The 16,094-nt window shown below is 50.1% G+C and carries 9 protein-coding genes; 6 read left to right on the top strand and 3 right to left on the bottom strand.

The annotated features are described in order from the left end of the window. Nucleotides 1-3: 3 nt before the first annotated feature. Nucleotides 4-372, bottom strand: coding sequence for a type III secretion chaperone SycN (locus tag RIN69_RS19740; RefSeq protein ID WP_313853949.1), 369 nt, complete (start codon nt 370-372; stop codon nt 4-6). A 278-nt stretch (nt 373-650) separates the two neighbouring features. On the opposite strand from RIN69_RS19740, the gene RIN69_RS19735 reads away from it, so the two are divergent. Further along, a complete protein-coding gene (locus RIN69_RS19735) occupies nt 651-3,449 on the top strand; it encodes a two component system sensor kinase (protein WP_313853948.1) in 2,799 nt (932 codons plus the stop codon). A 115-nt stretch (nt 3,450-3,564) separates the two neighbouring features. Here RIN69_RS19735 and RIN69_RS19730 read toward each other — a convergent pair whose 3' ends face one another. Beyond that, on the bottom strand, nt 3,565-4,176 hold the full coding sequence (locus RIN69_RS19730; protein ID WP_313853947.1) for a two component system response regulator: 612 nt from the start codon (nt 4,174-4,176) through the stop codon (nt 3,565-3,567). Between the two features lie 393 nt (nt 4,177-4,569). On the opposite strand from RIN69_RS19730, the gene RIN69_RS19725 reads away from it, so the two are divergent. Genes RIN69_RS19725 through RIN69_RS19710 form a run of 4 tightly spaced genes read left to right on the top strand, consistent with a single transcriptional unit; the run spans nt 4,570 to nt 7,885 of the window. Beyond that, nucleotides 4,570-4,914: a hypothetical protein gene (locus RIN69_RS19725; protein ID WP_313853944.1), complete on the top strand. Its 345-nt coding sequence runs from the start codon at nt 4,570-4,572 to the stop codon at nt 4,912-4,914. Continuing rightward, nucleotides 4,905-6,401 (top strand): EscC/YscC/HrcC family type III secretion system outer membrane ring protein, encoded by a 1,497-nt coding sequence (locus RIN69_RS19720; protein WP_390902423.1) that lies wholly within the window; start codon nt 4,905-4,907, stop codon nt 6,399-6,401. The genes RIN69_RS19725 and RIN69_RS19720 overlap by 10 nt, the downstream gene beginning before the upstream one ends. 13 nt (nt 6,402-6,414) lie before the next feature. After that, nucleotides 6,415-7,644 (top strand): type III secretion system inner membrane ring subunit SctD, encoded by a 1,230-nt coding sequence (gene sctD, locus RIN69_RS19715; protein WP_313853942.1) that lies wholly within the window; start codon nt 6,415-6,417, stop codon nt 7,642-7,644. Nucleotides 7,645-7,663: 19 nt separating this feature from the next. Then, nucleotides 7,664-7,885 (top strand): EscE/YscE/SsaE family type III secretion system needle protein co-chaperone, encoded by a 222-nt coding sequence (locus tag RIN69_RS19710; protein ID WP_313853941.1) that lies wholly within the window; start codon nt 7,664-7,666, stop codon nt 7,883-7,885. Nucleotides 7,886-7,952: 67 nt separating this feature from the next. Here the strand turns inward: RIN69_RS19710 and ppa are convergent, their stop codons facing one another. Then, nucleotides 7,953-8,483: an inorganic diphosphatase gene (ppa, locus tag RIN69_RS19705; RefSeq protein ID WP_313853940.1), complete on the bottom strand. Its 531-nt coding sequence runs from the start codon at nt 8,481-8,483 to the stop codon at nt 7,953-7,955. 300 nt (nt 8,484-8,783) lie between these two features. Between ppa and RIN69_RS19700 the strand changes: the two genes are divergently transcribed. Continuing rightward, nucleotides 8,784-15,992: a hypothetical protein gene (locus RIN69_RS19700; protein ID WP_313853939.1), complete on the top strand. Its 7,209-nt coding sequence runs from the start codon at nt 8,784-8,786 to the stop codon at nt 15,990-15,992. Nucleotides 15,993-16,094 lie beyond the last annotated feature (102 nt).

The following is a 16,094-nucleotide window of genomic DNA, read 5'->3' as shown; positions in this document are numbered from 1 at the left end:
GATTCACCGGTTACCTCCTGCGGTGGTTTCAAGTAGGCGGCGCAGGGTATGCATGCACATCAGCCAGTGAGTGGTGTCACTCTCTTTGGTTGGTGCGCAGCTCAGCATTTGCTGCCCGTGCAGTTGCCAGACGCGAACAGGTGTGCCCTGTGTCCGGCTGGGGTGACAGGCGGTAAGCAACTTTTTCATCACCTCAATTTGATAAGCGGGTTCCACTTCACGCCCCAGCGTTAACAGGATGTGCTCATCAAGGGATTCGATGTATAGCTGATAAGGAGGCATAGAAAATTCCATGCGCTCTTCAATACATTGCGCCGTCAGGTCGGCCAGCTGCAGAAATTTCTCCAGTCGCCGTTCAGTTTGTAATTCCATCCGGCCTCTCTGATAAATGATGGATACACCCGTCTTACAAGCGGCAGGCGTGTGGGCTGTGCACGTTTATTCCCGCAGCCGGGATAGCTCTGCTGCTGGAGATTTACGGACGTATTGCCTTCCTGCTACCCGATTTTTTTTTGGGTATAAAAGAGTTTGCTTTAATGACTCTTCAGGCCGAGTATCATCATAAAAACCAGGTCATATCGCTATCGGGTAAACACCTGAACAGCACGCCAGCGGAAGGCGTCAGTCTCCTTCTGAGGGTGGCAATAATCATGAGTAAACTTTGGGCTAACTCGCTGCTTTTTCGTCTGATGTTGATAGTTGGCTGTATTATTGCCCTGTTTGGCATCGTGACGGAGTCGGTGCAATTCTGGTCGCGCTATGTCGATAGGCAGACCACATTGCGTCATGAACTGGTGGCCGAAGTCGGGGGGCTGGTCAACGAACAGAGCAACCACTATTTTCAGGCGCAATATCGTTTAAATACCTTTCATGAGGTGTGGCGGGCACTGCCGGAGGGGATCTCGCTTAATCTGAATGCCCGCGACGTGCTATTTATTCCATTTACTGATGAGCGGATTCAGACAGATAATCCGCAGTTATATAAGGCGATGCAGGCGGTAAAACTGTTCGGTAACGCGGGCAACAGCGAAGCGATTTACCTTATTCTGCCGCATCAGGGGATGATTATTTATCACCCGGACTCTGCCGATAAGCACCTTTTGCAGCAGCGCGCCGCTGAGCTGTTAGCCCTGAGTCAACAACATTCCCGCACCGGCATTGTCTGGGGAACGCCGTTTAGCATCGGCGATCGCTTATATGTGCCGATGACGCAGCATCTTTCTGACAGTGAAGCGATATCGGGTATCAACCTGGCCGTCTGGAGCAAGCCCGAGCTGAATCCCGATTTGAATGACAACATCGCTTTCGCCATGCTGGATGGCAACAATCAACTGTTACCGTTGAGCTCGCAGGAGAAAGCCATTCCCGCTGATGAATTTCCAGTTGAGATACTTTCTCGCTGTCAGTCAAATACTACGGTGCTTTATCAGGGGTTTAATTACGTTTGCAAAGCGCTGAAGGAACCTGGCTGGCAATTAGTCGCCCGCTATCCACAGCAACAAATCGTGTTAAGAGCGCTGGAGTCGCAGCTGTGGACACTGCCGCCAGTCGCAGCAGTATGGTTGACGCTGTTGGCGATTATCTACTGGGTATTACTTCATCAAGTGATTCGCCCATTACGACGTTTTGTGGATGTGGTGGATCGCTTTCGCTTTATGGACTGGGCGCATTCATTAACCGAAGGCCGTAATGATGAGTTAGGGCGGATTGCCAGGGCCTATAACCGGTTGCTGGTGGTCATCAGAGCACACTATGAAACGCTGGAAAAACGTGTGCACGAACGCACCCGGGCGCTGGATGACGCCAGGCGCAGTGCCGAACAGCTGAGTAGCAGCAAAAGCATTCATATGGCCAGCATCAGCCATGAAATACGCACGCCAATGAACGGTGTGGTGGGTGCGCTTAGCCTGCTACAGCGTTCCAGATTGACGGCTGAACAGCAGGATTTAGTCGAAACGGCGCACACCTCTGCCGATTACTTGCTCTCAATTATTAATAATTTACTCGATTACAATCATATCGAAGCCGGACAGCTGCAACTGTCGTATGAGCCGACTGAACTGTTGCCACTGCTGGATCGGGTGATGATGACGGTATGTGTCAGCGCGAATGCGAAAGGGCTGAAGCTCTCTTGTCTGGTCGCTGCTAATCTGCCGGAAAGCCTTGAGATCAGCCGTATTCGCGTGAAACAGATTTTGATCAATATGCTGGGTAACGCGATAAAATTCACCGAACAGGGCGATGTTCGGTTACAGGTAGAACGGCAAGGCCATCTGTTGATGATTTCCGTGGAAGACAGCGGGAAAGGTATCTTGCCTGAGCATCTGCAAACTATCTTTCGCCCGTTTGTACAGATCAGTGAACACAGCGGTGGCAATGGCCTGGGGTTAACCATCTCCGCGATGCTGGCCCAGTTGATGGGAGGGGAGATCAAAGTCACCAGTCAACCTGGCAAAGGCTCCTGCTTCACGTTGTTGCTGCCAATAAATCATCCGGGTGCCAACCTTGAGAGTTTTAGCGGCACGCTGTCTGCTCCGGCTGAACTGCACCAGCAGCTACAGCTATGGGGAATAACGCCACAGCAAGGCGAACAACCGCTGCTCTCGTCACCAACCCTGGTGTATCTGCCTGGTCGCCTGCAACGCCAGCTGGCGGCGATTTATGGCAAGGTTTATGAGGAAGATGTCAGCGCCACGCTGCCGATCTGCCCATGGTCCCTTAAAGTATTGGTGGTGGATGATATTACGACTAATCGCGAAATTGTCAGCAAGATATTGCGTGCTCTGGGCCATCAGCCAGATAGCGTCGCTTCTGGTGCGCAAGCGCTTGAGGCGGGTCGGCTCAACGTTTACGACATGGTGCTGATGGATTTGCGTATGCCGGAAATGGATGGATTTGAAACCGCCCAGCGCTGGCGCGATCCGCTGTCCGGCATACTTGATGACGATACGCCCATTATTGCGCTGACCGCGAATACACTGTCGGTAGAGCGTGAGCGGGTTAAAAAGAGTGTGATGAATGGCTATCTTGCGAAGCCGTTACGCATGGAAAAATTGCTGCAGGCGATTGAGCACGTGGTGGTGATGCAGATGGCGAGAGAGATTGAGTTGATGCCCAATGAGCTGTTACAACGGCCATTATTTGATGCCACACAGGATGCTGAGATGCAAAATAAGCTGCGAACCACCTTACAGGTGTTTGCTCAGCGGATTGATGAGAGCTGGCAGCAGCAGCAACAACATACTTTGCTGGAGCTGTTGCATGCGCTCAAAGGCTGCGCGGGGCTGGCCGGTATTGACGACATTTTCAACGCCAGTGAACAGTTGGAAACCGAGGTTCGTCACGGTAACTGGCCAACAGCTCAGCAGATACGAGCACTGCTTAACCGATTAAACGCGGCATCGGGTTCAACTGTGACATCTGATGGTGATAATGCAAAACCAAATTAGCGAGATGGGTGGTCTGCAGGGGGCTAACCCTCGGCAGGGGCGGTGAAAACGCCTTTACTTCAGAAAACCGATCTCAGAAGCGCTTAAATAACCCATAATAGGCGATGCCGCTGGCTTAGTTATCGTGAATACCCAGGCGCACCGCCCAGTTGGTCAGCGCAACTGCACTATGGGCATTTAGCTTGCGCATCAGGTTAAGGCGATGGGTTTCGACGGTTTTTATGGTGATCTTCAGATTTTCGGCAATATCCCGATTGCGCAATGCCTGAGCAATCAGCTTAAGGATTTGTCGCTCACGCACCGTCAGGCTGACCGTACCGTCTAAACTCGGTTTTTCACTAATTTGCTGCTGGTCCAGCGAGGGATCAAGAAAGGTTCGTCCCGCTCTGACAGCCTGCAAAGCTGCCAACAGCGTCTGCTGTGAGCTTTTCTTCAGAATATAGGCGATAGCGCCAGCCTCAAGCGCCGCCCGTGCACGATGCTCGTTACTGTTAGCGGTCAGAACCATAATAATCAGCTCCGGCCAGCGTTGCTTAAGCTGGTGGATGACATCAATACCGTCCATTCCCGGCAAGCCTAAATCCATCAGCACCAGATCCGGAGCCAGACGTTGGCAAGCAGCATAGGCTTCTAAACCATCCGTGACTTCGCCCGCCACCTGATAACCCGGCAGTGACGACAGTAACTGTTTTACTCCATCACTTATTAATGAATGATCTTCGATCAATACAACCCGCTTGGTGGCGGACGACATCTCTGGTGAAATTATCATAATAAAATTAATCAATAGCTTTATAATTAGGTAATCAGAAAATTATAATGAAAACCTCTTACAGAACTTTCCTGAGATGCCTGGGAGCTTTCCCGCGTAAAAATCAGATAATCAGCCATTCTGCTTCAAATCATTGAACCTGAAGTGCTTATAAATGCACCAGTAAACCCCTAAGATAACAACAAATCATTTAAGCGCTTTTTCACGCTACTCCTGCCACTTCACCAATTCAGGTCATCACCTGATATCCATTTCTGCGTGAAATTTTCACAATAGCGCCTCTTTTTCCAATGCAATCGAGAACCTATGAAACTCCCCAACTCCCTTGCCGCACTGGAGTGGGTCCGCGTGAATGAATCTCGCAGCGACCGGCTGGTACTGAACATTGCTGATACTCCGGCCTGGTGTGCTTGCTATCCGCAAGCCATCTGCGTGGCTATGGATACCGGCCTGATCATCAGTGAAATTGACTGGCTACAGCGTGTTTGCCTGTGGTTTGCTGCCGTTCGCGATTGTATTAACGATTGCCTGATACTCGAAGCCAACCGGTTAATGCTGGTCCGGCGTCATAAAGATCCCCAAACCACCGTTCAGTGGGAAGCCGCGCTGAACCAGCAGCTGGCGGTTTGCGACTGGTTGAACCGATACGGTGCAGCAGAGATGAACACTAATCCAGCAGAGGGATGGCGATGAAACGCAAAATGCATTGGGCGTGTGGTCTCGCGCTGTTATTTGCCAGCACTCAGGTGATGGCTACCATTCCATGGCAGGATAACGCGCCGTTTTTCCTGTCCAGCCGCGGCAGTAAACTGATCGATGTGCTGCAAGATTTCGGTGCCAACTATGGCGTACCGGTGGTGGTAAGCAAGCAGGTTGATGAGCCGTTTATCGGTGTTATTCAGAATATGCCGCCTGCCGAGGCGCTGGACCATTTGGCACGCCAACATAAACTGGCGTGGTACTACGATGGTCAGGCGATCTATATCTATAAGGCGCAAGAAGTCAGCAGCATGTTGATTACGCCAACTTATCTGACCGTAGACACATTGACCCGCCAGCTTACGACCAGCGGCATTCTGGATAAGCGTAATTGCCGGGTGCGTAAACTGCCGGCGTCGAATGCTTTACAGGTTGAAGGCGTACCGATTTGCCTTAAACGTGTCGATACCGTCTCAAAGCGCATCGACGAGCAGAAGCTGAATCACGATCAAAATCAGGAAATTATTCGCTTCTTCCCGCTGAAATATGCCAGTGCATCAGACAGTAATTACAACTATCGCGGTCAGCAGGTGGTGGTGCCCGGTACGGTCAGTATGCTGAAAGAGATGGCGCAGGGGCGAACGCTGCCGTTACAGGAAAATCAGGGGCAACAGCAACCCTCAGACCGATCTCTGCCGATGTTTTCTGCCGATGTTCAGCAAAACGCGGTGATTGTGCGTGACCGAAAAATCAACATGCCGCTGTATGAAAAGTTGATTAAGGAGTTTGACCGCAAGCCAGCATTGATTGAAATCGCGGTGCTGATCATTGATGTCAATGCCCAGGATCTCAGCTCGTTAGGCATTGACTGGGCGATGTCGACCAAAATCGGTGGGGGGCGGATTAGCTTTAACAGTAACGGCGAAGCGAATGCCAATAACTTCTCATCCGTCATCTCGAATACGCCGAATTTTATGATTAGACTCAATGCGTTACAGCAAAATGCTAAAGCGCAAATTCTCTCGCGTCCCTCGGTAGTGACGCTGGATAACACCCAGGCAGTGCTGGATCGCAGTATCACTTTCCACACGAAGCTATTGGCGGAAAACGTTGCCAAGGTGGAATCGATTTCAACCGGCACTTTGCTGCGTGTGACGCCGCGCCTGATTGATGAAAATGGTCAAAAGCAGATGATGTTGAAACTGGTCATCCAGGATGGACGACAAATTGACTCTACCAGTGTTCAGGAACCGCTACCGCAGACGCTGAGCTCTGAAGTCTCTACCCAGACGCTGCTGCGTGCGGGTCAGAGTCTGTTACTGGGTGGCTTTGTGCAGAATGAAAACAGCGAAGGCGTGAGCAAAATACCGTTACTGGGTGATCTTCCACTCGTGGGCAGTTTGTTCCGTTCCAAGCAAAATAACACCCGCAGTACGGTTCGTCTGTTTCTGATTAAGGCTGAACCCTCAACCCAGTCCTGATCCCGGAGCCGGTATGGAATTTTTATTTAAAATTAAATGGCTGAACGGCCCACTGATGGGTCGGGAGCTGGATCTACCGGCGGGTGAGACGCGCCTCGGTGGCAGTGATGCGGATATCGCTTTGCCGCTTGAGCTGGGAGCAAGCACGGTACTGACGGTGGCGGCTGAAGGAATTACGCTGGCCCCGGCGGTACCGGCCTGGGTCGACGGCAAGCCGTGGGATACCACTCAACCGTTACCTGTGGGTAAAGCGATTGATCTCGCAGGTCTTGGCCTGGTGATTGGCCCCGCAGGCAGCAGTTTGCCGTCTCTGACATTGCCGCCGCGCAGCAGCGCTGAGCCGACTGGGATCGCCCGACAGCAGAAAAGCCGCGTCTGGCCATGGGGGCTGGTATTGGCTGCTCTGCTGGTGATAGTGGCAGTAATGACTTTCAGCCGCAATCCGCCAGAACCGGTCGCGCCGTTTAACCCGCAGCAGTGGCTGGCGAAAATGTTGGAAAACCCGAAACTGGCCGGGCTGGAAGCGCGTATCGATGATCAAGGCATCGTGCATCTTAGTGGTCTGAGTGTGACTTCGCAGGCCGTTGCGCAACTGCGTGAGCAACTGCGTAACCACGGGCTGCACTTTTACGATCAAAGTCTCGGCGTTGATGCATTGCATCAGCAGGTGCGTCAGGTACTGGCATTAAATGGCTATTACGATATCGACTTAACCAGCGGCAGTACGCCGGATAGCGTGGAAATTCATGGTGCCATCAAAGGGGATGCGGCGTGGTTACGAGCCAGTAGCCGCTTGCAGGAAGTCAGATACCTGAAACACTGGAAAGTCATCAACGATCAGGCCGAATTGTTCCAGCGGCTGCTGGAGAAGTTAAAGCAGCATAATTTGCTGGAAGGAATAAGCGTGCGGGTGATTGGCAAAGAGTTATTGATCAATGGGCAGTTGGATGCACAGCAAGCGGCGAAAATGGCGCAGTTAACCGCCGAGTTTAATCGTGAAGGAGAGCCACGGCTGCTGTCACGCTTTCAGAATATCCCAACTGGTGCGACGGCCAATTTGCTGCCTGCCGCAGTAATCAGTGTAGGTGGCAACAAAGATTCGGTTTATCTGCAACTGGCAAATAATATGCGTTTGCAGCAGGGGGCCATTTTGCCTAATGGTTACAAGATTTACGCACTTAGCCGCTCTTCAATCAGCCTGATGCAGGGCGAGCGATTAGTCTCTTTACCCCTTAATCATTAAGCCATGCCGAGGAGGTTTTATGGCCCGTTTAACCGCATTGGAAAACCGACTGAGACGTGATACGCAGGGCATAGAGCGTGATCAGTTACTGGCCCGATTGCAGACTGGTGAGCAGCAACTGCGGCAGCAATTATTACTGAGTCAGGAGCAGCAGCGCCAGCAGCTTGCTCTGTTACTTAATGCCTGTACAGCTTCCAGTGAAGTGATTAGCGCATTGTGGGGCCGTTATCATGGGCATTAACATCAGGCGCAAACAGTGATTAAAGGCTGAACCTCATACGGTTCAGCCTTGATCATTTAAGAGGGGATTACTTGTTCTTAGCGCGTTCGAAAGACGTGATAATCTCAGCTTTAGCCGCTTCAGCGTTATCCCAACCTTCCACTTTCACCCATTTCCCTTTTTCCAGCGCTTTGTATTGCTCGAAGAAGTGAGTGATCTGCGCACGCAGCAGTTCTGGCAGGTCGTTCACATCTTTGATGTGATCGTACTCTTTCGACAGTTTGGTGTGTGGAACTGCAACCAGTTTCGCATCTTCACCAGATTCATCAGTCATTTTCAGCACGCCAACCGGACGGCAACGAATAACAGAACCCGGCTGCAGCGGATAAGGGGTTGGCACCAGTACGTCAACCGGATCACCGTCCAGCGACAGCGTGTGGTTGATGTAACCATAGTTGCACGGGTAGAACATGGCGGTAGACATAAAACGGTCAACGAACAGTGCGCCAGACTCTTTATCTACTTCGTATTTGATCGGATCCGCGTTGGCCGGGATTTCGATAACCACATAGATATCTTCTGGCAGGTCTTTACCCGCGGGAACATGGTTCAAACTCATCTGGTATTCCTTCAATAGTCTTCACTCGAGTGACGGCTATTATAGCCAACTGATGCGGAAAGTACTGCCCCCTTTTTCGGCTTTCAGAAAGCACCTGTATCGGTAGGTGAATCGCCATAAAACTCAGGCCATCGTCACGCTGGTTATCCGGCTTTTCCTGGCGCAACTAACCTTTACCTTCCCTGAAAAAACATGACGCAGTAAAAAGAAGAACCGGTCTAAAAGCTAAAGACTGGCCTTAATGATACCAGTAACTTCGCGGGATTATTATTCACTGCTGATTACCGGAACAAACTCATCATGCCTAAAATTTTACAATCTGCGTCGTCCACTTCTGCCGGGCAAACCAGCCATACCGCTGCCGCGGAGGCAATGACCGAAAATAATTCGTTCGTGAGAAGCGTGATGGGTGATATTTCCGTCTGTCCGCAGGCCAAACAGCTGCTGGGGCAGATAGTGATGGATGCCGGGGAGCGCTGGCAGCATGAGGAGGGCGTTCCGGCCTTCCTGTCGGACTTGCTGAAAGATGAAAAATTTGTCAAAGAAATTATGGACCTGACCGGCCTGGTGATGGCCGCGAATCAGCCCGACAGCGCGCCGCCCGCCAGCGTGAAGGACCTGCTGGCGCCGGGCTGCCACGCGGCCCAGTTTCAGCTCGATCAGCTGCGCCAGCTGCTTACGGACAAGCTGGAATACAGCTACCCGATGCTGGACGAGTTCCGCAGTAAGGGGCACAACAGCAAAATTCTGCACCTTGAACTGGACAGCACCCTGCTCCAGTCGCTGAAGGCGCAGTCCCCGGATGGCAGCGGCAGTGAGGCCGTGACGGAGGTGGCTGAAGCACTGCACAAGGCGATAGCCAGTACGCTGGCGATAACGTCAGCAGACAAGGACGTGCAGGCCGACGTGACCAGCCTTAAAAAGGCGCTGCGCGCCCAGACCGACGCGCTGATGAAGGCCGCCCTGGTTCTGCCGGTGGCCAGCAAGCTGTTAACGCCGGTGGCCGGAAAGGCGCCGGACCCTGACCCGGCGCTGATAAAGGCGGTTGCGGAAGGGCTGCACGACGCGGCGAAGGCGACCGACCAGGCAGAAAAGGCATTCACAGAGGAGCTGGTCAGGCTGTCGCCGCTTTCCGAAGGGGCTGGCGGAGCAAAGGCGGTAGCGATCCAGGCCGGGCTGGTTAACAAAAAGCTGAAGCTGATGCGGGAAAACCTGAAGACGATGGAGCAGGCGATCCAGCCGGCCAGGTCGCGCATGGGGCAGCTGGCAGAGCTGTCTAAAAAAGCCTTCCGCGCGGTGGAAAAAGCCACTTCGGCCGAAAGTGTTGGAACGCTGCAAAAAGCGATGGGGAACGCCTGGCATAAAAGCCCGGCGTTTTTCCGCGATTTGGTACGCAGCACGGCAAACCAGGGGATGACGCTGCCGGCCGCCATCAGGCACGTCGCAAAACTGACGACCAGCTACATCAACAAGGCTAACCACGCCGTTCAGGACGCCGCGCGCTGGGTCGGGGATGCCCACCTCTCTTTTGAAGCCAGGCTCGAAAAAGGGGCCGGGGATGCGGTCACGCAAAAAATAAACAGCCAGGTGCGGGCGGCCTATCATCCGCTGCTGGTGGCGATGAAAAAGCACCAGAACGCCTCGGAAAAACTGATCGCGGCGACGGAGACGCTGGCAAGGGCGACCCTGGCTTACGACAAGTCGCCGGACGGGGTCTCCGGCTTAATGGATGAAATTACGGAGGGATCGGCCGCCGGGAGCGCACTGGCCGCCGCCGGGCAGCACCTGGCGGGCGGCCTTACGCCCGGCGGCGCGGCAAAGAAGGAAAAAAGTGAAGCACAGCTGAGGGAGCAGGCGCAGCTGATGTTTAACCAGCAGTCGGAGGCGTTGTCCGCCGCCCGCGATGAGGTGGAAGGCTGCTCGGAAGAGCTGCGGGCGGTGCTGAAGGAGACCGCGGAGCGGTATAAACAGCATGACAAGCAGGTGAAGAAGCTCAGGACGTTCAAGGCCGAGATTGACCGGGCCGAGCGCCACTTCCGCGCGGCGGCGGAAAAAATGAAAGGGGCGGTGGGCAACATGGCGAATACCGCCCCCGGCTCAGAGGGCGCCGGCCTGGAGGAGTACAACCGGGAAATAGTGAGCAGCCAGAAGGCCAGTTTGCGTGCGCAGGATTCGGTACTGGAGCTTGGCCGGGCGGTGCAGAAGGCGACCGGAAAACCGGTGGACGTGTTCTCAAAGGACGCGCGCATCGCCCTGCACCTCGGGCAGTATTTTGCGCAGATGAAGGCGTCAATGCAGGCAGATCCCGGGTTTAAGCCGTGGCTGTTCGACAGGATGGTCGGGGAGGTGGTCAATAAAGAAATACCCGGGCACTTCGGCAAAAAGGATGACCCGGACGGGACGGTGATGCTGGCCAGAGTGATGGCGGCAGTGGTCGCGGCGGGCAATGGCACGCTGCTGACGCCCGCAACGATCGAAGAAGTGATGGCGAAATACCCGACGGCGGGTGAGTACCTGGCGAAGGCGGGCCGCAGCAGCATGGTGGGCAGGCTGGTTTACGCCAGCGTGGACATGACGGTCGAGCGGCTGACGTCCTGCCTGCCGCGCAATCTAATCCCGAACCTGAGCATACTGAAGGCGGCGCTGCTGCCGCTGACCTTTTATCAGGCGTACAGCAGCCTGCAGCATGCGGTGATGCCGGGGCAGCCGGCGCCGGCCAAAGAGGCGGCGGTGCTGGGGGCAAGCTTCCTCACTCAGCTGACGAAGCAGGTGGCTGACTTTGTGCTGCCGCACATGTGGAAATTTTTAGCGAGCGCGGCCCTGACCGGTTATTCCCTGGCGCGCGACGGTGCGGATAAATTTTCATATAACCTGATGAAAGATCTGGTGGATAACGCCACGTTTGCCGCGGCGTCCAGGCCGCTGTCTGAAGGGATAGACATCGTAAAGGACGCCTACGTCGAAAACAAAATAAATGCTTTAAGAATGGCGGCGGCAGGTGAAGCCGTTGCTGCGGCTGTTGAGGAGATTGTGGTTGCGAATACTGCTGCTCAACAACAGATTGACCGCTTATCATCGGTAGTTGAACAGGGTAAGGCTACTCTGGACGCGGCGGACGCGGCGGATGCGGCATCGGTAGCGGCCACAGATGAGAGCCCGCCGGTAGAAGAAGTGACAGGAAAAAGCCGAAAAGAACGTTCCTTCATCACTCGATTTTTTGAACGTTTTAAGGATAACGAGCCTCTTAAGGTAAAGGAAAAAATTACTACACCTTATCAGGTGGAATTAGCTGTGGAGGAATATAAAGCGGCATATAAGGGATTTAATGATTTAAATGGCAAGAAGTCAGTCGGAGGTGAACGGCTAAATGCTTATAATAGATTAAATATCGCGATAGAAAATGTTGAAACGTTAAGAAACAATCTTCGGGAAACCGAGATTAAACGTAGTAAGTTGGATTTAAATAGAGTAGCAACAGAAACAACAGACTTTATGAATTCAGTAATGCGTGGAAGTAAGGTCAGAGATTCTGAAGGCCTTTTTCCCAGAAAATTCACTGAAAATTATATTATGGAGATAATTAATCGTTATCCAAAAAGTGAACGCGGCGGCTTAGATGCTGTTGACAGCAAAATAACGCTTAAAAGTAAATGGTTAGGGGAAGAGGAAGAGTTTTCTTTACTCGATATCGCCCAGGGAAAAGTCGACATAACCGGTTACCGATTACCGCATAACTTTGTCAGAGACAGACCTGATTTTAATATAGAGTTCGGCAAAGAACTTAAATTATTGGGTGATGATAAATTCAAAGTTCCTGGACCAGCTCTCGGCCCCACTCAAAAGTCTAATGAGCATGCGATATATGAAAATGGTACTAAATTGGGAGATCTGGCTGCCGATATTTTGAAGAAATTTGAAAGTGAAATGGATAGTGTCAGGGGCGATCCAGAAAAAATTTCTGATATGGAAAATTTTTACAAAGCCAACTTTAAACATTCAGCCAGTGAGTTAGCAAAAAAACCTGATCTCAAGGATTTCAAGATACAGCTTGAGGCTTTTATCTATGGGAAAAGAGAAGCTGAGCATCTGAAATTTCGAACCGGAACACTAACAGAGGTTGTTGCTGTGTCAGTAGGGAATAAAATACTGGCATGGGATATTCAGGGTACCTATAAAGTCATTGAAAATACTCCCGGTGGGCTTAGTGATTACGACACCCAGAAATGGATCGTTTCTCATATGAGTGCAAATAATCAGTATGCATACAGAATAAAACCAGGAAATGAGTATGCGTTCAGGTTTGTTAACCCAAATCATCTGGGAAGTAGCGTATTTGCACCTAGTTATAATGTGCTGGATGGTTCAAATAAGATATTTTCACCGCTAAAGACTGTTCTGTCAACGGATACCTTTAAACAAACATTTTATAATACATGTCAACGTGCAATTGACGATATTAATAGTATGGTCAAAACTCGCAATGAATATTTAATTGATGATATTATCGACTACAGCTTTATTATCGGTGGTACTGTGGCGGGGATAGCTCTGGGCGGGCTTCCTTTGACAACTGTAGGAGGATGCATAGCGCAGTTGCTTTTTGCAACCACATCGACAGGCGTTAAAGACCTCGTTAAGTACGGTTTTAAAGATAACGCAGAAGAAAGGCAAGCGATCTTAGATTCTATGACCGCGAATATCGCGGCAAGTCTTATTGTTGATGGGCTGTTAATATGTGCTTCGCCGAAAGTTAATCAGATATTGAATTCCCTGGGTATCAAAAAGGTGTTTAACGGTCGTACGTTAGAGTTTATCCGTGACAGTAAGATAAATGTGGCTGGTTTTCATGCGGCTAATAACGTCGCTTCCAACTTACCTTTCAGCACCAACCAGGATGAAGTGGAAAAGGCAGAGCTACCAAACGGAAAGAAAATTCCAGATGCGGGGCTTACAAAAATTAATAGCCAACTTGCAGCTCAGTCAAAGGCAACAGGCATCCTGTTAGATAATACCTATAAAGTGTTGAAACCTGCCGATCTCTTTTCTGTTTGTGCTGATTTAAGCATCACAATGACAGAGTTTTCTAAGCTACAGTACGACAATAGCATCAAAGACCCTATGAATATTCCAGCAGGGACAAAGCTGATTATCGAGCCCAATCTGCTCAGGAAGGAACGATTGGGTTTAATAAATGCGAAAGATGTACCGGGGAAGGTTACAGATGGTAAATATGTAATTGATAAGGAGACTAACGCAAATGCTATTACCAAAAGTTTGGGGCTGGATTCGAGACAGTTTGGTCTGATCTATACTGATAATGCGGATAAAATCATCGATCCTAATAAGATTCCTGCAGGTACAGAGCTGACTCTTTCAGACAATATTCAGCAGGCTTACCAGCTGTACTGTAAAGGGGCTACGGGTCGAATTGAAGATAATAAGTATGTGGTTTACCGGACAACCAGTCGTGAGGCAGTCTGTAAAGACTTGAATATTACTGTGGCTCAGTTCCATCTGATAGTTGCTGCCAATCCAGATATAATTGAAAACAATGAGGATAAAATCCTGCCGGGTACAAAATTGAATCTTCCTGATGTTGTACTGGATCCTTTCCTGCTGGCCAGTGAAGGTCAGGAGAGCCAGCTAACTGGCAACGTTTATAAAGTTTTGAAACCTGCCAGCCAGGACTCGATCTGTAAAGATATAGGAATTACCTATGAGGATTTTTATTTAATATACAGAGCGAATATGGAGTCACTCACCGATGTTTTCAACATTCGTCCAGAAACGGAGCTGATTATTCCAGACAATGTTCTGGAAGTATATCAGGCAAAATTAAAAGGCGAGACCGGTAAGGTTAAAGGTAGCGAGTATCATGTTCTGCGAACAGCCAGTAAGGAGTCCATCTGTAAAGATTTGGAGATTCCGCCTGAGAAGTTTGGTTTGATATTAAATGCGAATCGTAAGCTAATCAATAATACTCAAAAAATTCCCCCGGGTATAAAATTGATTATTCCAGAGCCGATACTGGATCTTATCGAGGCGAAAAAGAATGGTGTGACAGGTAAAGTTAGAGGTGACGTCTATCATGTTTTACAATCTACCAATCAGGATACTATCTGTAAAGAACTGGGGATTCCATCCAGGATGTTTTTTGGGATATTCAAGGAGAACAGAAGGGTAATATCAGATCCTGACAACATTCCCGCTGAAACGAAGCTGACTCTTCCAGCAGATGTAATGCAGAGTTACCGCTCGTACTTAGAAGAACAAGTTATGATGGAGGCCGTGGAGAAGGGTGAAGGTGTTCAATATAAACCTTCGCGCGAACCGGCTCCGAAGAAGGTCCTTTTACCACAACCCGTGCCAGATAAAACAGATAATTCAGTGGGTAGAGTTGAAGGTGACCAATATACACTTTTGCAAGAATCTTCTCTCGATGCAGTTTTCAAAGATTTGGGCGTTACAGCCGATAAAGGTACTCTAATCTATTATGCTAACGCCAAAAAAATATCTAATCCTAATTATATCAGTGCAGGTACTGTATTAACGTTGCCACAAGCCGTGTTAGAGCAAGTACATATTCATGCTGCCAGGGTTAATCAGGCTGGTATGGAAGAGAGCACATCCAAAACAGCAAGCTGGCCGCAAGAATTAAAAGAATCCGAACCATTGCAGGGCAGTGGCATTGACAGCAAGGCTTTTTATGCCTATTTGCATAACAAGGTGGTTTCTTCCGGAAGTCAGTCGTCAAAACCGTATAGTCCTGAACTTTACTTGCGCGTTACTGGCGATACGCTTAAGGAAGAAAGATTTGAGAATATCCGTTTCCGCCGCATTGACATATATCTGGATGGGGAAGATAAAAAGCCGCAGCAACATGTTGTCGTGGTTGCAACGGACTATGGAAAAGACTATGTATTCGATGTATTAGAAAATAAATCAATACCAGGTCAAAATCGAGGGGTTCATGCTCTGGAAAACTATAATGAGAGTAATCAACACTTCTACTCTGGAATCGTGATAAAAACGCATGATTTTAAGGAAACGACTTCGATATCCCAACTGTTGATACCACCAGCCGCTGATCCTCAGCCTAACGATGATATTGATAGTCAGCGCTATTTTAGCCATTTGACGAATACCGTCGTTGCGAAAATTGCTAAGTCGTCCCCGATTTATACTCCTGAAATTCATCAGCAATTTTTTGCCGACACGCTTAAGGAGGAAGAATTTGAAAATGTTCGTTTTCGGAGCGTAAAAATATTCAAGGATGGAGTCAATAACAGTTCTGTTGACCATTCGGTTGTTGTGGCAAACAAAGATGGAAAGGAATATGTATTTGATATTCTGGCACATAAAGCGCTGCCGGATAAAATCAGTAATAAAGCCCTCACTAAAAGCGAATGGGACTCAAACTATGCAGCCAAATATCCTGGAGTGACGATAAAGTTCAAAGACTTTGAACAACTCCCGTCAGCTAACGCTTATGGAAAAATGACCAGTTAGCGTTATTAAGCGACTAACGCCTGATGGTCTCTGTCAGGCATTAGTCGCTACTTATCCACTTATCGCGGCACCGTTATCCTTACTATCTACCTTTACCTTCCC

The organism is Winslowiella toletana (genome assembly GCF_032164335.1).
GTDB lineage: Bacteria > Pseudomonadota > Gammaproteobacteria > Enterobacterales > Enterobacteriaceae > Erwinia > Erwinia toletana_A.
This window is presented reverse-complemented; position numbering and strand designations above follow the sequence as displayed.